16 protein-coding genes and 1 riboswitch are annotated in these 22,854 nt (G+C 67.3%); of the genes, 5 read left to right on the top strand and 11 right to left on the bottom strand.

Annotation, left to right across the window (positions count from 1 at the left end; translation table 11 throughout):
* Window positions 1-55 precede the first annotated feature (55 nt).
* Complete coding sequence (locus AC3WMR_RS13670) at window positions 56-964, top strand: TonB family protein (RefSeq protein WP_492265449.1); 909 nt, start codon at window positions 56-58, stop codon at window positions 962-964.
* A 97-nt stretch (window positions 965-1,061) separates the two neighbouring features.
* Here the strand turns inward: AC3WMR_RS13670 and AC3WMR_RS13665 are convergent, their stop codons facing one another.
* Window positions 1,062-3,443, bottom strand: coding sequence for a DNA internalization-related competence protein ComEC/Rec2 (locus AC3WMR_RS13665; RefSeq protein ID WP_492265554.1), 2,382 nt, complete (start codon window positions 3,441-3,443; stop codon window positions 1,062-1,064).
* A 230-nt stretch (window positions 3,444-3,673) separates the two neighbouring features.
* A riboswitch (TPP riboswitch) is annotated at window positions 3,674-3,813 on the top strand.
* 72 nt (window positions 3,814-3,885) lie between these two features.
* Here AC3WMR_RS13665 and thiM point away from each other — a divergent pair.
* Complete coding sequence (thiM, locus tag AC3WMR_RS13660; RefSeq protein WP_492265448.1) at window positions 3,886-4,701, top strand: hydroxyethylthiazole kinase; 816 nt, start codon at window positions 3,886-3,888, stop codon at window positions 4,699-4,701.
* Between the two features lie 122 nt (window positions 4,702-4,823).
* Here the strand turns inward: thiM and AC3WMR_RS13655 are convergent, their stop codons facing one another.
* Complete coding sequence (locus AC3WMR_RS13655) at window positions 4,824-6,932, bottom strand: TonB-dependent receptor (RefSeq protein WP_492265447.1); 2,109 nt, start codon at window positions 6,930-6,932, stop codon at window positions 4,824-4,826.
* A gap of 249 nt (window positions 6,933-7,181) precedes the next feature.
* Here AC3WMR_RS13655 and AC3WMR_RS13650 point away from each other — a divergent pair, with 249 nt between their 5' ends.
* On the top strand, window positions 7,182-9,293 hold the full coding sequence (locus AC3WMR_RS13650) for a 5'-nucleotidase C-terminal domain-containing protein (RefSeq protein WP_492265446.1): 2,112 nt from the start codon (window positions 7,182-7,184) through the stop codon (window positions 9,291-9,293).
* Between the two features lie 51 nt (window positions 9,294-9,344).
* Here AC3WMR_RS13650 and AC3WMR_RS13645 read toward each other — a convergent pair whose 3' ends face one another.
* The 5 genes from AC3WMR_RS13645 to AC3WMR_RS13625 form a co-directional block, all read right to left on the bottom strand.
* Window positions 9,345-10,103, bottom strand: a complete 759-nt coding sequence (locus AC3WMR_RS13645; RefSeq protein WP_492265445.1) for an iron ABC transporter ATP-binding protein — start codon at window positions 10,101-10,103, stop codon at window positions 9,345-9,347.
* Window positions 10,100-11,068 carry an iron chelate uptake ABC transporter family permease subunit gene (locus tag AC3WMR_RS13640; protein ID WP_492265444.1) on the bottom strand — a complete coding sequence of 323 codons (969 nt, stop codon included), beginning with the start codon at window positions 11,066-11,068 and terminating at the stop codon, window positions 10,100-10,102. The genes AC3WMR_RS13645 and AC3WMR_RS13640 overlap by 4 nt, the downstream gene beginning before the upstream one ends.
* A 19-nt stretch (window positions 11,069-11,087) precedes the next feature.
* Window positions 11,088-12,077 (bottom strand): ABC transporter permease, encoded by a 990-nt coding sequence (locus AC3WMR_RS13635; RefSeq protein ID WP_492265443.1) that lies wholly within the window; start codon window positions 12,075-12,077, stop codon window positions 11,088-11,090.
* A 30-nt stretch (window positions 12,078-12,107) separates the two neighbouring features.
* Window positions 12,108-13,055, bottom strand: a complete 948-nt coding sequence (locus tag AC3WMR_RS13630) for a siderophore ABC transporter substrate-binding protein (RefSeq protein WP_492265442.1) — start codon at window positions 13,053-13,055, stop codon at window positions 12,108-12,110.
* 73 nt (window positions 13,056-13,128) lie between these two features.
* The gene (locus AC3WMR_RS13625) at window positions 13,129-15,150 is read right to left on the bottom strand and encodes a ligand-gated channel protein (protein ID WP_492265441.1); all 2,022 of its coding nucleotides are present in this window, start codon (window positions 15,148-15,150) and stop codon (window positions 13,129-13,131) included.
* Between the two features lie 229 nt (window positions 15,151-15,379).
* Between AC3WMR_RS13625 and AC3WMR_RS13620 the strand changes: the two genes are divergently transcribed.
* Both AC3WMR_RS13620 and AC3WMR_RS13615 read left to right on the top strand, forming a co-directional pair.
* Window positions 15,380-16,075 carry a response regulator transcription factor gene (locus AC3WMR_RS13620; RefSeq protein WP_492265553.1) on the top strand — a complete coding sequence of 232 codons (696 nt, stop codon included), beginning with the start codon at window positions 15,380-15,382 and terminating at the stop codon, window positions 16,073-16,075.
* Window positions 16,076-17,470 (top strand): HAMP domain-containing sensor histidine kinase, encoded by a 1,395-nt coding sequence (locus tag AC3WMR_RS13615; protein WP_492265440.1) that lies wholly within the window; start codon window positions 16,076-16,078, stop codon window positions 17,468-17,470.
* 15 nt (window positions 17,471-17,485) lie between these two features.
* Here AC3WMR_RS13615 and AC3WMR_RS13610 read toward each other — a convergent pair whose 3' ends face one another.
* The 4 genes from AC3WMR_RS13610 to AC3WMR_RS13595 all read right to left on the bottom strand — a co-directional run bounded on the left by AC3WMR_RS13610 (window position 17,486) and on the right by AC3WMR_RS13595 (window position 22,739).
* Window positions 17,486-19,738 (bottom strand): TonB-dependent receptor, encoded by a 2,253-nt coding sequence (locus AC3WMR_RS13610; protein ID WP_492265439.1) that lies wholly within the window; start codon window positions 19,736-19,738, stop codon window positions 17,486-17,488.
* A gap of 206 nt (window positions 19,739-19,944) precedes the next feature.
* Window positions 19,945-20,763 (bottom strand): TatD family hydrolase, encoded by an 819-nt coding sequence (locus AC3WMR_RS13605; RefSeq protein WP_492265438.1) that lies wholly within the window; start codon window positions 20,761-20,763, stop codon window positions 19,945-19,947.
* Window positions 20,764-20,830: 67 nt separating this feature from the next.
* Window positions 20,831-21,514: an ABC transporter ATP-binding protein gene (locus AC3WMR_RS13600; RefSeq protein WP_025136023.1), complete on the bottom strand. Its 684-nt coding sequence runs from the start codon at window positions 21,512-21,514 to the stop codon at window positions 20,831-20,833.
* A complete protein-coding gene (locus tag AC3WMR_RS13595) occupies window positions 21,507-22,739 on the bottom strand; it encodes a lipoprotein-releasing ABC transporter permease subunit (RefSeq protein WP_246288815.1) in 1,233 nt (410 codons plus the stop codon). The genes AC3WMR_RS13600 and AC3WMR_RS13595 overlap by 8 nt, the downstream gene beginning before the upstream one ends.
* Window positions 22,740-22,854: the final 115 nt, after the last annotated feature.

Genomic DNA, 22,854 nt, shown 5'->3' with positions numbered 1-22,854 from the left:
TATGCTCGCAACAACGCTCGGGCGGCATCGCCCACGCCCACCCGGAGAACTCTCTATGCGCTGGCGCACCCTCGCATCCCGCGTTGCCATGATCCTTGCCATCACACTGGCCCACCCTGCCCCGACCCTGGCGGCCGCGCCTGCCAACCAGGCCGAATGGAGCAAAGCGGTGCAGCGGCGCTTGATCTCCCGCCTGGATTACCCGCGCGAAGCCGAGCACATCAGCGGCAGCCTGGCGCTGTCGCTGAACATCACGGTACTGCGCAACGGCGCCATCTACGACGTCGCCATCGCACGCTCGTCAGGCTACGAAGCGGTCGACAAGGCCACGATCGCCATGGTCCGCCGCGCCGCGCCGCTGCCCGTGTTTTCCGCGGACATGACGCAAGAGAAAACCTCGCTCACCTTGCCGGTGCGCTTCCAGATGGAAGACGCCGATCCCGCGCCCCCGGCCGCCGCGCCCAGGCGCTACGTCGACCCGGCCACCGGCTTTGGGGCAACCGTATCCGCCCCATTTCAGATCGGCGCGGCGCGCGAGTCGGGCCGCTACGCCGCCCTGATCGAGATTTCCGCCCCCGAGGGCTTTCCGCCCGTGGCGCCCGGCGCCAAATTCCTGTGCCGGGCAGGATTCACGGCCACGGCGGCCGGCGCCGCCACGGCCAAGCCCCCCCAGGGCGCGCAGGCCTATGACGCCCTGATCGCCGCCGCGACAAGCCAGCAGCGCAAGCTGCGCGGCACCATCGAACAACTCGACGTCTTCGATCAGCCCGGCCGGCGCGGCATCGACTACATCGTTGCACCGGGGGCCGGTCCGGGCCATGAAGACACCCGCCAGTACATCGCCGACTGGGTCCGCCCCGAAGGCCGCATCCGCCTGGCCTGCGCCACCACGCGCGACGCCATGCCCGATGCATTGGCGACGTTCCGGGCGATTCGGGATACGGTGATTGTGGATCGGCGTTGATGCGGGGATGGTTGATGCATCTGGGCGGATGCATTGGGGTTAATGCATCGACGCTGATGCATCAAGACTGAACGTCGGGCGACAGATTCGACGCGCATCAACGGCCATGCCAATAACGCCGCCCCACGTCCCGCTGCGCCCACACATCCAACGCCCCCGCCCGGGATCGCGCCATCACCGCGCCATCCCGATCACTGCGCCAGAACACCGCCCCCGCACGCGTCCAGCGCAGCTCCACCGCCCGCGCCGGATGCCGGAAACGATTCAGATACCCGGCCTGCGCAATCACATGCGCGGCGTCGGACGCCGCAACCAGTTCCCGACTGGACGACGAAGCCGAACCATGGTGCGGCGCCATGACGATATCCGCCGGGGCCAGGCCCTGCGCGACCAATTCCCTTTCTTGCGCCACGCCGATATCGCCCGTCAGCAACAGCGCGTGCTCGACGCCCTCGACGCGCAGCACGCAGCTATCGGCATTGCGGTCCTCGACCCGCCCGCTCGTGCCGCGCGCCGGGTGCAGGAAGGTGAACGTGACGCCGTCGACTTCCCAGCCCACGTCACGCGCGCAGCCCAGCACCTCGCCGGGCGGCGGCGTCGGTAAACCCGCGCCCGCGCCATCCGGCCACAAGCGCGCATCGCGCCGCAGAAACGCCATCAGGTCAAAAGACGCATAGCTGCGCGCCACCGGCACCGCCGCCAGCACCGACCGCGTACCGCCCACATGGTCCGTGTCCGCGTGCGACAGCACCAGCACATCCAGTTCACCTATGCCGCGCGCCTGCAGAAACGGCGCGATCACCCGTTCGCCCGCGTCACTGCCGCTGAAACTGCGCGGCCCGGCATCGAACAACAACGCCTGGCTGGCCGTTTCCACCAGGATCGCACTGGCCTGCCCGATATCCATCGCGCTGATGCGCCAATACCCCGGCTCGGGCCGATCCGGCCGCCAGCACAGCAGCGGCGCCATGCACAGCCACCCCAAGCGCCGCGCTGGCCAACCTGGCGCCTGCAACGCCCAGACCATGCCCGCCACCGCCCACGCCAGCCAGGGCCAGGGCGCCGCCGCCACCGAAAAACTGGCCCAGCGCGCGTTGCCCACCCACGCCACCACGATCATCATCAGGTCGAATACGTACAGCCCCGCCTGGCCCGCCAACGCCGCGGCCGCCGCCAACCCCGGGGTCACCGACAAGGCCGCGCACAGCAGCGCCAATGGCGTCACGAAAAACGTCACAGCCGGAATCGCCACCGCATTGGCCAACGGTGAACCGAGAGACACCTGATGCACCAGATACGCCAAGAGCGGCGTCAACCCCAGCGTCACCACCAGCTGCAAACGGGTCGCCTGCCCCAGCGCCGTCGCCCAGCGCTTGCGCCAGCCTGCGTCCGCGTCGCGCGGCGCATCCACCACGCGCAGCAGAATCGCCACCGCGCCGAACGACAGCCAGAACCCCACCGACATCGGCGCCCACGGGTCCAGCGCCACGACCGCGGCCGCCGCGCAGGCCAGGATGCGTCCGGCAGACATCCTCAGCCGCGACACCGTCGCGGCCAGCACCACCGACAACATGAAGAACGTTCGCCGCGCGGGCACGCCCCACCCCGCGATCAGGCAATAGCACAAGGCCACCACCGCCGCCGCGGCGCCGCCCACGATGCGCGACGGCATGAATTCAGCCAGGCCGGTCCCGCGCCACCGCGCGCGCCGCCAGCACGCGGCCAACAGCAGCCCTGCAATACCGGCAATCGACGTCACATGCATGCCGCTGATCGACACCAGATGCGTGATGCCGCTGCGATTGAAAAGGCGCCAGTCCTCGCGCGCCACGCCGGCCTGGTCGCCAATCGCCAACGCGATCAGCACCGGCGCATAGCGGTGGTCGCCCAGCGCTTGGCGCAGCCCTTCCCGCACATGATGGCGGGCGCGTTCGATGGCAATGCCCGGCGAGGCCCAAGGTTGGTCGTCCAGCAAGCGGGGTTGCCCCCGCACGGTGCCCGTCGCCCGCAAGCCGCGCGCGAACATCCGCGCTTCGGTGTCGGGTGCGTCCGGGTTGAGCAAGCCGCTGGGCCGACGCAACACCAGCGCCATGCGCCATACCTGGCCGGGCATCAGCAAGGGTTGGCTCGCCTGCCCACCGGGCGGCGACAGCCACGACACCAGGATGCGGGACGGCATGCCGTTGCGAACGGGCGCCACCTGCTCGCCGACAAAACGCTGCCCGCGCGCATCGCCATCGGGCAGTTCCGCCACCCGCAACACCAGCCGTGCGACTTCGTTCTGGTGTTCATCGGCCAAGGCATCGTCCAGCCGCAGTTGCGCTTGCGCGGCGGCGTTGATGGCGCCCAGGCACAGGCCGATAGACGCGGCCGCGCAAAGCCCGATGGCACGCCCCGGCCAACGCCGCCAGGCCACCAGCGCCACGAGGCAAGCCCCCGTCGCCGCCGCATACGCTGCCACGCCAGGCAGCGCAGGCAGCAACTGCACCCCTCCCGCCCCCGCCACGAAAGCCAGGCAAAACAGCCGACCGTTGATGTCCGTCTCCTGAAACGAACCAGCGTAGGTCGGATGTCCGCCACGGCATGCCGCCAGTGCAGCCATTTATCCATGCGAAATGCCCGCAATGCCCCGAGTACGCTCCCGCCGTCAGACGCGGCGCGGCCTTCTGGACGCCTCTTGACAATCCCCCCGCCCCCTCCGAACATACCCCCATCCACCCGGGGAGCTTCGGCAAGAAGCTGAGAATCCGATAGCGGGGCCGGCGTTCAAACGCCAACCCCAGCGGCGCGTAGACCCGTTGAACCTGATCCAGACAATACTGGCGTAGGGATGGTGCGGCCACGCAAGCGCGCCCGAAGCCCGGCGCGACGCATCCCCGCCCTTCCTGCCCAGTCCTTCTCTTACGCAAGGACCCGCCGGCATGACGCAATCCGCCCCTTCCCCATTGGCCCAGGCCTCGCAAGACCTCTACGCCGCCGTGCGACGCGACGCGCCGCTGGTGCAGTGCCTGACCAACTTCGTGTCCATGAACACGGCGGCCAACACGCTCTTGGCCATCGGCGCGTCGCCCGCGATGGTGCACGCGGTGGAAGAAGCCCCGGAATTTGCCCGCATCAGCGGCGCGGTCGTGATCAATATCGGCACCCTGTCGGCCCCCTGGCTGGAAAGCATGCTCAAGACCGCGGCGGCGGCGTCGGATGCCGGCACGCCCTGGGTGCTGGACCCGGTGGCCCACCATGCCACGGCATTCCGCCGCGACGCGGTGCAGCGGCTGCTGGCCCTGCGTCCGGCGGTGATCCGCGGCAACGCGTCGGAGATCATCGCGCTGGCCGGCGGCCAAAGCGCCAGCAAGGGCGTGGACGCGCGCGACCCGGTGCAGCTGGCCGAGCAAGCGGCGCGTGACCTGGCGCGCGCGCAACAGACCGTGGTCGCGGTAACGGGAGAAGTTGATTTCGTGACGGATGGCACGCGAGAAGTCCGCGTCACCGGCGGTTCGCCATGGATGCCGCAGGTCACCGCCACGGGGTGCGCGCTGACCGCAGTAGTCGGCGCGTTCGTGGCGGTATCGAAGAAAGACGCCTACACGGCGGCCGTGGCGGCGCTGTCCTGCTTCGGCATCGCTGGCCGCCGTGCTGGGGCGCTGGCTGACGGCCCGGGCTCGTTCGCCTGGCGTTTCCTGGATGCGCTGGCCGCACTGGAAACGGACAGCCTGACGCGGGAATCGCCGCTGCGCTAAGGCGCCAACGGCAGCCTGCCCACGCCATTGCCCAGCCCGCCGCAGACGGCACGCAGACGGCACCCAGACGACACACACGCCCGCATGACCGGCGGGCGATCATGCAGGCGCCGAGGCCCTTCCTACATCCGATACTGCAAACTCAGCATCGCATTGCGCGGCGCGCCGGGCATGTTCAAGTTCGGGCTGCTGCCGTGCGCCGACACGATATAACCGGCGTCAAACAGGTTGTACATATTCAGCTGCACCGAATACGGTCCCTGGCGCCACCACGCTGCGGCGTCCGCAGTCACGTAGCCCGGCAGGGTGACCGTATTGCCCGGGTTGGCAAAGCGCGCGCCCACCAGGTTCAAGCCGGCGCCCACGCCAAAGCCATCGCCCAGGTCCTTGGTCACCCAGACGTTGCCAGCATGGCGCGGCGTCAGGGTGGCGCGCTTGCCTTCGACATCCTTGCCGGCGTCACGGGCCACCGACTGCGTCACGCGGGCATCCAGGTAGGCGTAGCCCAGCATCGCGCGCCAGCCGTTGGACAAGTCGCCCGACAGCGTCCATTCAGCGCCATCGGTACGCTGCGTGCCCACCGGCACCAGCGTGTTGGTCACGGGGTTGGTGACTTTGATGTCGGTGCGCTCCAGGCGGAACACGGACACGGTGGTCGACAGCTTGCCATCCAGGAAGTCGTACTTGGCGCCGACTTCATAGTTGGTGGTCTTTTCCGGCGCCAGGTCGACGTTGTTGGCGGCCAGCGCAAAGGCTTCGCCCGACGGCTGGTACGAACGGCTCCACGACACGTAGTAGGACTGCACGGAGTCCGGCTGGAACACCAGGCCCAGGCGCGGGCTCAGGTTGGAATCCGTGCGCGACAGGTTCTGGCCCGTGCGTCGGTCTTCGGTCTTCTGCTCGAAGCGGTCGTGGCGCACGCCGCCCAGCACCTTCCAATATTCACCCAGCGACACCATGTCCTGCACGTACAGGCCCAGCGTGTTGAAGCGGCCCAGGCTGTCGGACCCCGGCGCGCCCTTCACCTGGCGCTGCAAGGTGGGCAATTGCGGGTCGAACAGGTTCACCGTGGCGACGTTGGCGGCCGAATAGTTCACCAGGTCCTTGTTCTGCTGGCCCACTTCGATGCCGTACAGAATGTCGTGGCGCACCGAACCCCACTGCACGCGCTGCATCAGCTCGGTCTGGTTGGTCCAGCCGTGTTCGTCGCGCAGCACGTTGCCGTGGGTCAGCGACACCGTCTGCGCCGCCTCGTTGACCGTGCCCGGCAGCGTGTTGTTGCGGTTCAGCGTGTAGTGGTAGTAGCGGGTGGCGTTGCGCAACGACCAGTTGTCGTTGAAGCGGTGCGTCAGCGTGCCGGCATACGACTGCACGCGGGTCTGGGTGTAGTCGGTGTCGCGGGCGTTCTCGGCGCCGTAGTAGGTGGACGGGTCCACGTCCACCGGGCGGCCGTGATAGGCCGGAATGCCGAAGTCGGTCAGGCGACGGTCTTCCAGGAATTCGGTCTGAATCAGGTAGGTGGTGCTTTCGCCCAGCTTGAACTGGGCCGACGGCGCGATGGCCTTGCGGTCGATGAACTGCTTGTCGCGATAGCTGTCGCCCTTTTCCACGGCGCCGGTCAGGCGCCACGACATGCTGCCGCTTTCGTTTGAACGGCCCAGGTCCACGTCCAGCCGGCGGTCGTTCCACGAGCCGTAGCTCAGCCCCACCTGCGAGATGTCTTCGCCCGGCTTCTTGGTGACGCGATTGATCAGGCCGCCCGACGAGCCGCGGCCGTACAGCACCGCCGCCGGGCCCTTGATCACGTCGATGCGCTCGACGTTGGACAGGTCACGGTAGTACAGCGCGTCGTCGCGAAAGCCATCGACGAACTGGTCGGCGATGGCGGTGAAACCGCGAATCGACACCTGGTCGCGCTGGCCGTCGCCGGTGGAAAAGCTGACGCCCGGCACGTTCTTCAGGGCGTCCTGCACCGACATCGCATGCTGGTCGCGCAGCACCTGCGCCGGCACCACGTTCACCGTCTGCGGAATGTCGCGCAGCGGCGCGTCGATCTTGGTGGCGCTGGTAGACGCCGGCGGGTTGTAGCTCTGTTCGGGATCCGCCTGCCCCGTGACGCTGATGGCGGGCAAGGTGGCGGTGGGTGCGGCGCTTTGGCCGTGGGCGGGGGCCGAGGCGGCCAGGGGCGCCAGGGCAAGCAAGGCGGCAGAGAGGGAGCGAGGGGCGTGCATGGCCAGCGAGGTCTTTCTGAAGTCGTTTGAAATCACAGGATTCGCCATTCTCTTGACAATGAGAATCGGTCGCAATCGTTTTATCGTTTCGTTGCCGGCAGGCCACGATAAATAAGACGCCCGTCTAATTCAGATGCTTTTCAGCTGGTGCATGGCACGCGGGCGCGACGCTGTCGGCGGGCTGAATGTCATGCCCGAGTCACACCCCGTCCCCAGAATTTTGCTTCTCCCGACACAAAAGGAACGACGGTGAAGCACCCCATCCGAAGGATCTTTGCAGTGACCGCCAGCGCCACGCTGCTGGCTGGCCTGGCCGCCTGTGGCGGCAGTGACGACGATGACGACGACGCCCCCCCGCCCGCGGTCTCCGTGCCCCAGGGCGCGACGCTGGACGTGGCCATCCTGGGCACCACCGACCTGCACGCCAACGTGCTGGGCTACGACTACTACAAGCTGGCCGAAGACAAGAGCTACGGCGTGGACCGCACTGCGACGCTGATCGCCAACGCCCGCAAGCAGAACCCGAACACGCTGCTGTTCGACAACGGCGACACCATCCAGGGCACCGCCCTGTCCGACTACCAGGCGCTGGTCGCGCCGGTGCAGTGCTCGGGCATGCTGGCCATCTACAAGCAGATGAAGCTGCTGGCCTACGACGCGGCCACGATGGGCAACCACGAATTCAACTACGGCCTGCCCTTCCTGTCGCAAGTCACCAACGTCGACTTCGGCCTGGCGGGCATCACCAAGGGCACCGCCCAGACCAACCCGGGCGGCGCCAAGGAATGCGCCGCGCCGGGCTTCCCGTTCGTGTCGGCCAACGTCGTGTCGGCCGCCACGCAGCAACCCATCTTCAAGCCCTGGACGCTGCTGGCCAAGACCTTCAAAGCCACCGACCCCGCCGGCAAGCGCATCGACGTGTCGCTCAAGGTGGGTGTGATCGGCTTTGCGCCGCCGCCCATCATGCAGTGGGACAAGGCCAACCTGGAAGGCCACGTCACGGTTGCCGGCTGGAAGGAAACCGCCGCGCGCTACGTGCCGGAAATGCGGGCGGCGGGCGCCGACCTGATCGTGGCGCTGGCGCATGGCGGCATCGACATGACCACGCCCTACAGCCCGTCGATGGAAAACGGCGCCGGCTACCTGAGCCAGGTCGCGGGCATCGACGCCCTGATCACGGGCCACCAGCATCTGCTGTTTCCCGACACCAATCCCAAGTCGCAATTCGCGGGGCAGCCGGGCATCGACCTGGAAAAAGGCCTGATCAACGGCGTGCCGGCGGTGCAGGCCGGCCAATGGGGCAACAACCTGGGCCAGATCAAGCTGAAGCTGGCCTATGACAAGGGCTGGAAGGTGCAGAAGGACGCCACCCAGGTGCAGCGCATTTCCACCCGCCTGACCGCGCAAAGCGGCAACACCCCGGCCACCTACGTCGAGTCCGACAGCGCCACGCAACAACTGGTGCAGGCGGAACACGCGGCCACCATCGCCTACGTCAAGACGCCCATCGGCCAGAGCCAGTTCGACATGGCCACTTACTACGCGTTGACGGGCGACGTGTCGGCGCTGCAAGTCGTGAACATGGCGCAGATCGACTACCTGAAGGACTACATCGCTCGCAACAACCCCGCCTATGGCGCCCTGCCGATCCTGTCGGCGGCCGCGCCGTTCAAGGGCGGGCGCAACGGGCCGGGCGACTTCACTTTCGTGCAGCAAGGCAACATCGCCATCAACAACGCCGCCGACCTGTACCTGTATCCCAACACCTTGCAGGTGGTGCGAGTCAGCGGCAACATCGTGCGCCAGTGGCTGGAGAAGACCGCCGAACAGTTCAAGCGAATCGATCCCGCCCAGGTCGCGCCGCAGGATCTGGTCGACACTAGTTTCCCGACCTTCAATTTCGATGTGCTGTACGCCGAAGGCAATGCGCTGCGCTACCAGATCGACGTGACGCAGCCCAAGGGCTCGCGCATCACGGGGCTGACGTATCAAGGGGTACCGCTGGATCCGGCGGCGCAGTTCCTGGTCGTCACCAACAACTACCGCGCCAGCGGTGGCGGCGACTTCCCGGGCCTGGCGGGCGGCAAGGGCGACATCGTGCTGCAAGCGCCGGACGCCAGCCGTGACGTGCTGATCAGCTACATCAAGAAGCACCCCGTGCTGGACCTGGCCACCTATGGCCTGGCCCGCAGCTGGGGCTTCAAGCCGCTGGCCGCGCAGGCCGGCCCCGTGGTGTTCTCGTCGGTGCCCGGCACGCTGGCGTTGGCCAACGCGCACGGCGTCAGCAACGTGTCGGTCTACGACGCCACGCCCGACCCGGTGACGCAGCTCTCGCGCTACGCGGTGGACCTGACCCACTAAGCCGCGGCGTCATGGCGGCGGCGCGTGTGTCGCCGCCGCCATGACGACCATTCAGCGGTAATACACGCAGATGCGCTTGCCGCCGATCTCGTGCACGTCGATCGGCAGTTCATACAAGGCGCCCAGCACCTCGGACCGGATCAGTTCGGCCGGCGGTCCGTAGTGCGCCACCCTGCCGGCCTTCATTGCCACGATGCGGTCCGCGTAGGCCGAGGCGAAATTGATGTCGTGCAGCACCAGCACCACGGTCTTGCCCAGCTCGTCGGCCGCGCGCCGCAGCGTGCCCATCATGGCGACGGCGTGCTTCATGTCCAGGCTGTTCAGCGGTTCGTCCAGCAGCACGTAGCGGGTGTCCTGGCACAGCACCATCGCCACGAAGGCGCGCTGGCGCTGGCCGCCCGACAACTGGTCCAGGTAACGGTCCGCCAGTGGCGCCAGGTTCAGGTAGTCGATGGCGCGGTCGATGTGCGCCTTGTCGTCCAGCGTCAGGCGCCCGCCGGTGTGCGGATAACGGCCGAACGCCACCAGGTCGCTCACGGTCAGCCGCAGCGGCAAGTGGTTGTTCTGCCGCAGGATGGACAGGCGCCGCGCCAGTTCGCGGCTGTCGGTGCGGGTGACGTCCAGGCCATCGACCTGGATCTGCCCGGCCGACATCGGCAACAGGCGGCTGATCATCGACAGCAAGGTCGATTTGCCCGCGCCGTTGGGGCCGATGATGGCGGTCACGCCGCCGGCAGGCAGCGCCAGCGTCACCTGGTCCACCACCACGGTGTCGTCGTATTGCTTGCTGACTTGCTGGATATCGATCATTGGCGTCCCCTGCGCAAGATCAGGGCCAGGAACATCACTCCGCCCACGAATTCAATCACCACGCTGACGGTCGTGCTCAAGCCCAGCACCCGTTCCAGCAACGTCTGGCCGCCCACCAGGAAGATCACGCTCAGCAGCACCGCGGCCGGCACGGTGTAGCGGTGCTTGTCCGACCCCATGGCCTGATAGGCCAGGTTGCTGACCAGCAGGCCGAAGAACGTGACCGGTCCCACCAAAGCCGTGGATACCGACACCAGCACGGCAATCGCGGCCAGCGTCAACAGCAGCGTGCGGCGGTAGTCCACGCCCAGGTTCAGCGCAATCTCTCGGCCCAGCGCCAGCACGTCGTAGCGCCGCCGCATGCGCCAGACCAGCAGCGTCGCTGCCGCCACGGCCGCCAGGGCGAACGGCAACAGGCCCGTGCGCACCGAATTGAAATTGGCGAACATGCGGTCTTGCAGCACCAGGAATTCATTGGGATCGATCAGGCGCACCACGAAGCTGGACAGGCTGCGAAACAGCAGGCCGAACACGATGCCCACCAGCATCATCAGGTGCAGGCTGCGCACCGCGTCGGTGAACAGCCAGCGAAACAGCAGGCAGGCGAATACGGTCATGGCACACACTTCCAGCGCGAAGGCCGCCACGGGATGGTTCACCGCCCCGGCCATTTGGCCGAAGCCAAACACCACTACCGCCTGGATCAGCAGGTACAGCGAATCGAAGCCCATGATGGCGGGCGTCAGGATACGGTTGTGCGTGATGGTCTGGAACAGCACCGACGACACCGCCACCGCGTAGGCCACCAGCAGCATCGCCGCCAGCTTGCCGCCGCGAAACGGAATCACGAACGACCACTGGCCGTTGGCGCCCAGCGTCATGAAGCCGGCCACGCACAGCAAGGCCGCCACGGCCAGCAGGGCCAGGCGCCACGCCTGCGACGAACGCGGGGTCACGAGACGCAAAGCGGTTCGAAGCACCGTATCAGCCACGGCGCCCCCTGCGGCTGCGCAACAGGCACAGGAACAGAATGCTGCCCACCACGCCCACCACCGTGCCCAAGGGAATTTCATAAGGGTGGATCACCAGCCGGCCGATGATGTCGCAGGCCAGCACGAACACGCCGCCCAGCACCGCCACCCACGGAATCGACCGCCGCATGTTGTCGCCCAGCAGCAGGCTCACCGCGTTGGGCACGATCAGGCCCAGGAACGGAATGCCGCCCGCCGTCACCACCACCACGGCGGAAATCGCCGACACGATGAGTAAGCCCATCAGCGTCAGGCGCGCGTGGTTCAGGCCCAGGTTGGCGGCGAACTCGCGGCCCATGCCGGCCACCGTGTAGCGGTCGGCTGCCAGGTAGGCCGCCGCGGCCAGGCCGAAGCCGATCCACAGCAATTCATAGCGGCCGCGCAGCACGCCGGAAAAATCGCCGGTGGTCCAGGCATGCAGCGATTGCAACAGGTCGTAGCGGTAGGCCACGAAGGTCGTCACCGCATGGATCACGCCGCCCAGGATCAGGCCGATCAGCGGCACGATGAACGGCGTGCGCAGCGGCACGCGCCGCAGCAGCGCCAGGAACAGCAGCGTGCCGGCCAGCGCGAACCCGGTGGCCGTCAGCATCTTGCCGATGACCGGTGTGTCCGGCGCCAGCAGGGTCACCACCAGGATGCCCAGCGTGGCCGACTCGACGGTGCCGGCCGTGGTCGGTTCCACATAGCGGTTGCGCACCAGCATCTGCATGATCAGCCCGGCCACCGCCAGCGACATGCCGGCCAGCAGCAAGGCCAGCGTGCGCGGCACGCGGCTGACCAGCAGCAGGCGCCAGGCGCGCTCGGCGTCCGGCCCGCCGGTCAGCGCCGCGAACGAAAACGAACCGGCGCCCAGGCTGATGCTGGCCACGCACAGCCCCAGCAGCAACAGCAGCAACGCCGCCAGCCCCGCCCAGCCCTTGATGGCCCCGCCAGCCTTCACCTGCCCGACCCCGTGTTGCGCGCCATGCGTTTACTTCGCCGCCGACAGCGCGCGGGCGATATCGTCCACGTTCTGCTGCATCGCCGTCAGGCCCGCGCTGCCCAGCAGGTACCAGTTGTAGCCGTTCAGGTAGACCACGCGCTGATGCTTCCAGGCCTTGGTCGGCCGGATCAGGTCGTTGTCCAGCATGCGCTGGGCCGACGTGCCTTCGCGCCCGATGGCCGCGTCGCGGTCGATCACGAACAGCCAGTCCGGATCGGTCTGGGCGATGAACTCGAACGAGATCGCCTGGCCGTGGTTCGACACGCTCAGGTCCTTGGCGGCCGGCGCGATGCCGAAGGCATCGTGAATCACGCCAAAGCGCGAGCCCGGGCCGTACGCGCTCATCTTGCCGCCGGTGGTCAGTACGATCAGGCCCGTGCCGGCGTTGGCGGCCTTGCCGTGCAGCGCCGAGATCGACGCTCGCAGCGCGTCCAGCTTTTCCTTGGCCAACGCCTGTTTGCCGTAGATGGCGGCCAGCGTCTCGGTGTTGCGCACCACGCTGCCCACCAGGTCCTTGGCGTCGGCCGTCAGGTCGACCGTGGGCGCCAGCTTGGCCAGTTCGTCGTACTTGGGCGCCGAGCGCCCGGCCACGAAGATGACCTGCGGCGCGGCCGCGTGGATCACTTCGTAGTTCGGCTCGAACATGCTGCCGACCTTCAGGTAGCGCTTGTCGGCGTATTGGCTCAATTGCGGCGGCAGCTTGGCAGCCGTGGGCACGCCGGTCACGTCCACGCCCAGCGCGTGCAGGGTATCCAGCACCGCCAGGTCCAGTACCACCGTCTTGGCGGGGTTCTGCGGCACGGCGGTTTCACCGCGCGCGTGCTTGACCGGCACGATCTGGGCCGCGCATACCGCGCTGGCTGCGCCCAGCGCCAGGGCGGCGCCAAAGCGCGCCAGCCAACGGCCGGCGTGTCCTGCTTGTGCTTGCTTGATCATCATCATTGCCTCTGAATGTTGCGCGCGCACGGCCTGGCGGCGGTGCGCGCTGATGTTGCCCCTCCCCGAGGGCTTAGAACTTCACGCCCACGCCCAGCCAGTAGCGGCGGCCGTCTTCCACGTAGCCGTAGTCGTCATAGCCGACCTGCTTGTCGAACAGGTTGTAGATACCGGCGTACACCGACACCTTCTTGTTGACCGCGTACGAACCGCCCAGGTCCATGAAGGTGTAGGACGGCGCCACCAGCGACGACGACGACGGGCCGGTGATCGGCTGGCTTTCCTTGCCGCGGTAGTTGACGCGGGCCCAGGCTTCCAGGGCGTCCGACGCCTGCCAGTTCACCGTGGTGGTGAACAGGTGCTTGGGCAGCTGGTTCAGCGGCTGGCCGGCGTACTGACCCGACTTCTGCTCGGACTTCGTGAAGGTGTAGCTGCTGGTCACGGACCAGTCACGCGCCAACGGCAGCTTCATGCTGGCTTCCACGCCGCGCGACACCGCCTTGTCCACGTTCATGTAGGTCGTGGGGTTGGCGCCGAACTGGTTCGGCCCCTCGGTGCACTGCGACAGCGGGCACGCCACGCGGGTGATCTTGTCCTTGAAGTTGTTGTTGAACAGCGTCAGCCCGGCGTTGAAGCCTTCGCCATCGTCATACAGCAGGCCGATTTCCTCGGTCACCGACTTTTCCGGCGTCAGGTCCGGATTGCCGTACATGTTGCCGCCGCGGCTGACCTGGCCCCAGCCGGCGACCGTCTGGCGCAGGTCCGGTGCGCGGAACCCCGTGGACACGCCGCCCTTCAGGGTCCAGCGTTCAGCCATGTGCCACACGCCGTACAGCCGCGGGCTGAAGTGGCTGCCGAAGTTCTCGTCCTGGTCCATGCGCAGGCCGCCGGTCAGCGCGAAGCTGTCGGTCAGGCGCCATTCATCTTCGGCGAACACGGCCCATTGGTAGCGGTCCACCTTGCTGGGGCCGCCGGCCAGCTGGTTGCCGGTCTGGTCGGTCAGGCGCTGCGACAGGTAGCTGCCGCCCAGCGTCAGCATGTGCGAGCCCAGCGGCAGCGACCAGCTGGTCTGCAGGTCCAGGTTCTTGATCTTCATCTGGCGCGAGCGGTTGTCGAACTCTTCCTGCTGCACATAGCTGTCGGACACGGCCCAGCCCCAGCGGCCGGTGTGCGACAGCGCCCACTTGCTGCTGCGGTAATCGGTCTCGGACGACGCCGGGCAACCGGTGCGCGCGCAAGCCTGCCCCGGCGGCAACGGCGCCACGGTCTTGCCCAGGGTGTTCTCGTACTTCTGACGGCTGGACGTGGCTTCCAGCACGATGTCGTGGTCGCGGTTCGGCGTCAGCGCCAGCTTGGCGGTGATGTTGGTGGCGTTGCGCTTGCGGTAGCCATCGACGATCTTGTCTTCGTCGCGCTGGGTTGCCTGGCCGTAAATCTGCAGGCCCAGCAGGTCGTTCTTGATCGGGCCGGCCAGGTAGAAGTTGCCCTGGTAGATGTCGCCCGACTTGCTGCTTTCCTGGATGGTGGTGTCCATGCGGATTTCACCGCCCCACTCGCTGGGCACCTTGCGGGTGATGATGTTGATCACCCCGCCCATGGCGTCCGACCCATACAGCGACGACATCGGGCCGCGCACCACTTCAATGCGTTCGATCGCCGAGATCGGCGGCGTCCAGCCGCCTTCCACGCCGCTCGAATCCGAGTTGGTGCGGGTTTCGCGGGAGTTCTGGCGCTTGCCGTCGATGAGAATCAGCGTGTACTTCGGACCCATGCCGCGCAGGCTGATGTCCTGGCGGTCGCCCCCGCCGGTCACCACCACGCCGGGCACCTCGACCAGCGCATCGGTGACGTCGCGATAGAACTTCTTTTCCAGGTCCTGGCGCGTGATCACGCTGATGGACGCCGGCGCGTCCTGGATCTGCTGTTCGTAACCGCTGGCCGTCACCACCACGGTGTCCATGACCTTGGGCGCGGCCGAATCCGCCGATTGCGCCCAGGCCGATTGGCCCATGCCCAGGCCCGCCGCGCACAAGGCGACGGTCAGGCGGGTATGCGGGCCGAATGCGCGCCGCGCGGCCAGATCGATGCTGCTCATGTTTCAGACTCTCCCGTCCCGGACAGCTGCCGCGCCCCGTGCGCAGCGCCGCCATCCGCTCCGTATTTTTAATGAAAACTATTCTCATATTAGAATTGAGGGGTCTGGAACGCTGCAACACGCTTTCCTCAACTTTTATCTTCTTCGCACTTCTTGACACTTCGGCAGCCACACACCCGCTATGCTGCCGGCGGCAACAGAACCCAAGCGCATGTCCATTCCTACCCAAATGGTGACGCGCCGCATCCTGTTGATCGACGACGACGTCGACCTGGCATTGATGCTGCGCGAGTATCTCGACCCCCACCACGTCGACCTGACATTGGCACACAGCAGCGCCCAGGGCCTGCCCCTGGCCTTGCACGACGGCTATGACCTGATCCTGCTCGACCTGATGCTGCCCGACGGCAATGGCCTGGATCTATTGCGGCGCCTGCGCCAAAGCTCGCGCCGGCCGGTCATCATGTTCACCGCGCACGGCGGCGAAACCGACCGCGTGCTGGGGCTGGAACTGGGCGCCGACGACTACCTGGCCAAGCCCTTCAGCCCGCGCGAGCTCAAGGCGCGCATCTGCGCGGTGCTGCGCCGTTTCGAGGAAACCCCCGAGGCGCCCACGGCCGAACTGAACGTCGGCACGCTCTCGCTGGATGCCGCCAGCGGCCGCGCCCGGCTGGGCACGCAGGAAGTGCTGCTGACCGGCGCCGAACAACGCATCCTGGAGGTGCTGATGCGCGCGCCCGGCCAGGTCGTGCCGCGCGAACAGATCAGCCTGTACGCGCTGGGCCGCACGGCCGACCGTTATGACCGCAGCATCGACACCCACATCAGCAGCCTGCGCAAGAAGCTGCGGCTGGATCACGCCGACGACGCCCCTGCCATCCGCAACCTGCGCGGCCTGGGCTATGTGCTGGCAGGCACGGCCTGAATGGCCTGGCTGCCCGTCCGTTCCCTCTTCTGGCGCGCCTTCCTGACCTTCTGGGGCGCCATGGCCGTCATCATGGTCTGCGGCATGATGCTGACCGCGGCCGTAGCCTGGTACCGCGTCGATTCGCTGGACGGCCTGAACCCCGGCAACCTGACCCGCGACGCCGCCCAGATCGCCCGCGCGGAAGGCGCCGATGGCCTGTGCCGCTGGCTCGAAGCGATGGACAGCCGTTATTCGGCGCTGAAGATCTACGTGGTCGACGCCCAAGACCAGGACATCCTCAAACGACGCCTGCCCACCCGCCTGCACGACTGGCTGACGGCCTTTCGCGGTTCGCATGACGCGAACCTGATCGCCGCGCTGGACACGCCGGCCGACCCGTCCGCCCTGCGCGTCTCGTGGTGGGACCCGCAGTTGCTCGTGCTGCCCGACCGCACCGAACTGCTGATGCTGTTCCTGCCGTATGACTCATCGCACTGGGAGGTGTTGGGGCTGACCCCGGTGACGCTGGCGCTGCTGCTGTTTGCGCTGGCCGTGACCGCGCCCTTCTGCTGGGCGCTGACCCGGCACGTGGCCGCGCCGCTGGGCCAATTGCGCCTGGCCGCCCGCACGCTGTCCGCCGGCCGCCTGGATACCCGCACTCCCGCCAGGCTCTCGCAACGCAAAGACGAACTGGGCCTGCTGGCACGTGATTTCGACGCCATGGCCCACCGTCTGCAAGCGCTGGTGGATACTCGCGAACAACTGCTGCGCCACATCGCCCACGAATTGCGCTCGCCGCTGGCGCGCCTGCGCCTGGGCGTGGAACTGGCGCGCCGCAAGGACGAACGCCAGGACTTGCAGCTGGACCGCATCGAACGCGAATGCGAACGGCTGGATGCGCTGGTGGGCAGCACCCTGCGGCTGGCCCGCATGGGCGCGCTGCCCTCGCCCACCGAAAAGCGGGACCTGGCCGACGTGGTGGATGACGTGGTGCAGGATGCCCGCTTCGAGGCCGGCGACCGCAAGCAGCGCATCACCTGGACGCGCCCGGCGCCGCTCTGGGTCACCGCCGACCGCGACAGCCTGGCCAGCGCCATCGAAAACGTGCTGCGCAATGCGCTGCGCTTCACTCCGGCGGGCGGCAGCATCCAGGTGCGCCTCCTGGCCGATGCCGGCGAAGCCTGCCTGGAAATCGAAGACAGCGGCCCCGGCGTGCCGGAAAAGGAATTGGCCTATCTGTTCGAGCCGTTCTACCAAAGCCAGTCAGGCCCGGCCGCCCCCAAAGGCGGCGCGGGCCTGGGCCTGAGCATCGCGCGCGCCGCGGTGGCCGCGCACAAGGGCCGCATCTCGGCGCGCAACGCCGCGCCCCGCGGGCTCAGCGTGCGCATCGAACTGCCGCGCGCGGCGCCCTGAGGCGCCGCCGTCCGCTCAGTTGTAGCGGAACGTCGCGGTCAGCATGGCCGACCGGCCGGGCGCCACATAGCTGAACAGGCCCACGTGCGACGCCTCGTAGATCGTCTCGTCGGTCAGGTTGTTCAGATTCAGCTGCAGGCCGAAGTTCTTGTTGAACTGGTAGGCCGCCATGGCGTCGTAGCGCCAGTACGACGGCAGCTGGTACACGTTGGCATCGTCAACATAACGCTTGCCGGTGTAGGTCGCGCCCGCCCCCACGGTCAGTTCAGGCAGGAACTTGTAGGTGGTCCACAGGCTCGCACTCTGGCGCGCGATGAACTTCATCTGCTTGCCGCTGAAGTCCGTGCCGCCGCTGGTGTAGTTCGTGACCGTCGGGTCCATGTAGCTGTAGCCCGCCCACACCTGCCACTTGCGAGTGATGGAACCCGCCGCGCTCAGTTCCACGCCGCGTACCCGGTTGCTGCCCGCCAAGGTGATGTCGCCCGTCAGCGGGTCGGCCGACCGTGCATCGGTCTTGCGGGTCTCGAACACCGCGCCGGTCAGTGACAGGCGCTCGTCGAACAGGTCCCATTTGGTGCCCAGTTCGATGCTGCGGCTTTTCTCCGGCGCCAGCGCCGCGGTAGCCGAGGTCAGGCGCCCGCCCGCCGCGCCGTCCGCGCCGCCCGACTGCCCGGCAGTTTCGCCGGACGGGTTGGACGAGGTGCCGTACGACACGTAGATGCTGCCATTGGGCGCCGGCTTGTAGACCAGGCCCAATTGGTAGTTCCACATGTCATCGGTACGATCCGCGCCGCCGCTGGACACGCGGTAGTTGTCGTAGCGCAGGCCGACGTTGGTTTCCCATTGCTCGCTGAACTTGATCGTGTCGAACACGTAGGCCGCGCGCGTGCTGGTCTTGGCCGCGTCGTACTTGGGGCCCCACGCCAGGCTGCCGGTGTAGGCCTGGTGCGGATTCGGGCGGTACAGGTCATCGAGCAGCGTGCGATCAAAGCCGCCGCTGGAAATGCCGTCGCGCTTGATGATCTTTTCGGTGCTGTATTCCAGGCCGGCCGCGTAGCTGTGGCGGATGGCGCCGGTGGCGAACTCGCCGAACAGGTCGGTCTGGTTGATGAACGACCGGTTGGTCTGGTTCAACGTGCGCAAGGCCTTGCTGATCTGCAGGCCGGGCGCTTCGGTCGAGCACGGCGCCCTGCCATAGGCCGGATTGGGGCGGTTGCTGACGCGGGCCGCGCAATTGTCGAACGAAGGACGCGTCATCACGTATTCGTTGCGCGATTCGCTGTAGCGCGTGCCGTTGCGCAGTTTCAACGAGTCGCTGAACTTGTGCTCGACCATCAGCGTGCCCATGTCGGCCTGGTTCTTGCGGTAGTCGCGGCCGGTCAGGCCGTAGTAGTTGTCGCGGTCGACCTTGGGCGGCGTCACGCGGCCCGGGCGCGATTCGTTCTTGAACGGAATGCCCAGGTCGGGCGTGTCGTCGTTCTGCAGGTGGTAGTAGCTGAGCGTCACCTGGGTGGGCGTGCCCAAGCCCCAGGCAAACGACGGCGCCACGCCCCAGCGGTCGGTCTCGACGTGGTCCCGGCCGGGCACGTCGCCACCCTGCTTCATCACGTTCAGGCGGAAGGCCGAGCTTTCGCTGAACGCCCAGTTGGCATCGCCGGTCAGGCGCCAGTTGTCGTCGGTGCCAACGCCCACCGAGCCTTCGACGAAGTCTTCCAGCTTCGGGCTCTTGCTGACCAGGTTGATGCTGCCGCCAGTCGAACCGCGGCCGGAATAGGCCGAGCTGGGGCCCTTCAGGATCTCGACCGATTCCAGGTTGAAGGTCTCGTGCGAGAACCGGCCCAGGTCGCGCATGCCGTCGACCATCATGTCGGTGCTGGCCTCGTAGCCGCGAATGAACGGCCGGTCGCCCGTCGGCGTGCCGCCTTCGCCGGCCCCGAAGGTGATGCCCGGCGCGGTGCGCAGCACGTCCATCAGCGAGGTCGCGGCGCGATCTCGCATCAACTGCTCGGTGATCACCGTGACCGAACGCGGCGTGTCCAGCAGCGGCGCCGTCATCTTGGGTGATGAGGCGACGTTGGCTTCATAGCCGTCGCTGACCGCCTGCCCCTGCACGTGCACGGGCGACAACTGGTGCACGGCACCCGGCGCCGCGCTGCCCTGCGCCAGCGCCAGCCCCGGCGACATCAGGGCAGCGCCACACATGGCGGCATAAATCGTGGACGAGCCGGTACCTCCGGCATTGGCTACAGCCGATTCAGTCTTTTTCATGGGATTCCTGGGAACCTGCCCCGCGACAGGCTCCGCGACAACGTTCTGATTTTCTAGGAACGGCAATGATAGTTATTGCTATTCACCAATTCAACTAAATGTCAGAATTTATTCAGGAATCAGAAAGAATTACGAAATTCCAGGCAAAAGTGATGCATCCGCACGACAACGTCATGCATTGCACCGTATCAAACAGGGACGGAATTTCAGTCAGCGTCGATCAGAATGGCGGCTGACAGGCGCGGCAGCACCCGCAAGGCATTGGCGGTCGTGGCCTGCGCCACCTGCGCCGGGGATATGCCCCGCAGGTCCGCCAGCACCTGGGCAATGCGGGCCAGTTCCCCGGGCCGGTTGCGCCGCTCGGGGGGGTGCAGCCAGGCTGGCGGGATATCCGGCGCATCGGTTTCCAGCACCAGGTGCTGCAGCCCCACGTCGGTAGCGTGGCGGCGAATCTGCAGCGCGCGCTCGTAGGTCATGGCGCCGCCCAGCCCCAGCGCAAAGCCCTGGTCGACAAAGGCCTGGGCCTGCTGGGCGCTGCCATTGAAGGCGTGCGCGATGCCGCCGATGCGGTCATGGCGCCGCAGGTACTTCAGCAGGATGTCTTGCGATTTGCGCACGTGCAGCAGCACGGGCAGCTTGAACTCGGCGGCCAGCGCCAATTGGGCGGCATAGAAGCGTTCCTGCCGCGCCCGCGGTTCGCCGGCCGCGATCTCGGGCACGAAGAAGTCCAGTCCGATCTCGCCGATGGCCACGAAGCGCGGATCGCCCAGTGCCTGCTTGACGGCGCTGCGCAGCGCGTCCAGATCGTCCTCCGACGCCCGCTGCACGTACAGGGGATGAATGCCCAGCGCGTAGGCGCCGCCGGCCACCTGCGCGGCCAGGTCGCGCACCACCGAAAAATTGGCGCGCTCGACCGCGGGAATGACGATGGACTGGACGCCGGCCTCGCAGGCGTGCTCGGCGACCTGCCGGCGGTCGGCATCGAACTCGGCAGCGTCCAGGTGGCAGTGGGTGTCGATCAGCATGGCGGGGCCTCCTGGGGCTGATTATCCCCCGCCATGGGGCGAGCGGATACGGCCTGGGGCCAAGACGTCAGACCAGCCGGCCGTTTTCCATCAACAGCTGGCGATCGGCGCGCGCAGCCAGTTCGGGATCGTGCGTGACGATGGCAAAGGCCGTACCCGATTCCTTGTTGACCCGGGTCAGCAGCTCGAACATGTTGTGCGCGGTGTGGCGGTCCAGGTTGCCGGTGGGCTCGTCGGCCAGCACGCAGACCGGACGCGTCACCAGCGCGCGCGCCAACGCCACGCGCTGGCGCTCACCGCCCGACAACTGGCCGGGGTAGTGGCCTTCGCGCGCCGCCAGGCCCACCAGGCCCAGCACTTCGCGCGCCGCCTCGCGCGCCTTGTCGCGGTTTTCGCGGCGCACGATGAGCGGCATGGCCACGTTGTCCAGCGCCGAGAATTCCGGCAGCAGGTGGTGGAACTGGTACACGAAGCCCAGGCTTCGGTTGCGCACCGCGCTCTTGCGGGCTTCGGACAGGCCGACGGCCAGCTGGCCATCCACCGAGACCGCGCCGCTGGTGGGCACGTCAAGCAAACCCAGGATGTGCAGCAAGGTGCTCTTGCCGGACCCGGATGCGCCCACGATGGCCACCATTTCGCCGCGCGCCACCGTCAGGGTGACGTTGCTCAGGACTTCGATGCGGGCCGGGCCTTCGTCATAGACCTTGACGATGTTGTCGGCATGCAGCGCCGGCGTCAGGGAATCAATCATGGCGCAGCACCTGTGCGGGTTGCAGGCGCGAAGCGCGCCAACTGGGGTACAAGGTCGCCAGCAGCGACAGCACCAGGGACGTCAGGCCGATGACCATGATGTCGCCCATCTGGGGATCGGACGGCAAGGCGCTGATGAAATAGACCTCGCGCGGCAGGAAGTGCACGCCAAGCATGCGCTCGATGAACGGCACGATCACGTCGACGTTGTAGGCGATGATGATGCCTCCCACCACGCCCAGGAAGGTGCCGATCACGCCGATCAGGGCGCCCTGCACCAGGAAGATGCGGGCCACTTCGCCCGGCCCCGCGCCCAGGGTGCGCAGAATGGCGATGTCGGATTGCTTGTCCTTGACGGCCATCACCAGCGACGACAGCAGGTTGAACGCCGCCACCGCGACGATCAGCGCCAGGATCAGGAACATCATGCGCTTTTCGGTCTGCACCGCCGCGAACCAGGTGCGGTTGTTGCGCGACCAGTCGCTGGCCATGACGTACGGCGGCAGCACCTTGCGCAGTTCGGCGGCCACTTCGGGCGCCTTCTGCATGTCGGCGATGCGCAGGCGCACACCGGCGGTGCCGCTGTCGCGAAAGACCTTGGCCGCGTCGTCGTTGTCCACGAAGGCCAGCGACGAATCGTATTCATAGTGGCCCGACGAGAACACGCCCACCACCGTGAACTGGCGCATGCGCGGCGCGAAGCCGGCCGGGCTGATGGAGCCCTGCGGCGCCATCATCAGCAGCGTATCGCCCACCTTGACGCCCATGCCGTCGGCCAGCTCGTTGCCCAGCACCACGCCGAAGCCGCCCGGTTTCAGGTCGGTCAGTTTGCCCGAGACCATCTGGCGCGGCAGGTCCGAGACATTGCCTTCGGTGCCCGGATCGATGCCGCGCACCTGCACCCCGCGCAGCGCCTGTCCCCGCACCAACATGCCCTGCGCCGCCACGAAGGGCGCGCCGGCCTTGACCTCGGGGTTGCGCTTGGCCGCATCGGAGAACTGCTGCCACTGCTCCAGTACGCGCTCGGGCGCGGCGCCGGGAATGTAGAGTTCGATATGCGGCAGCACCGACAGCATGCGGTCGCGGACCTCTTTCTGGAAGCCGTTCATGACCGACAGCACCACGATCAGGGCGGCGACGCCCAGCGCGATGCCCGCCATGGAACTGGCAGCGATGAAAGAGATGAAGCGATCGCGGCGGCCGCGTCGCTGGCGGATTCGGGCCAACCCGGCATAGCGGGCGCCGATCCAGAGTTCGTAGGGTATTTTCAGCACGTGCGCATTATGGCATTAACCGACTGGAAAACCGCCCCGCGGATGTGGGATTGGACGACCAGCCGTG

The sequence above is a fragment of the Achromobacter sp. FW305-C-28 genome (assembly GCF_058783235.1).
Note: the sequence above shows the minus strand (reverse complement) of the source record. Positions and strands in the feature narration are given on the sequence as shown.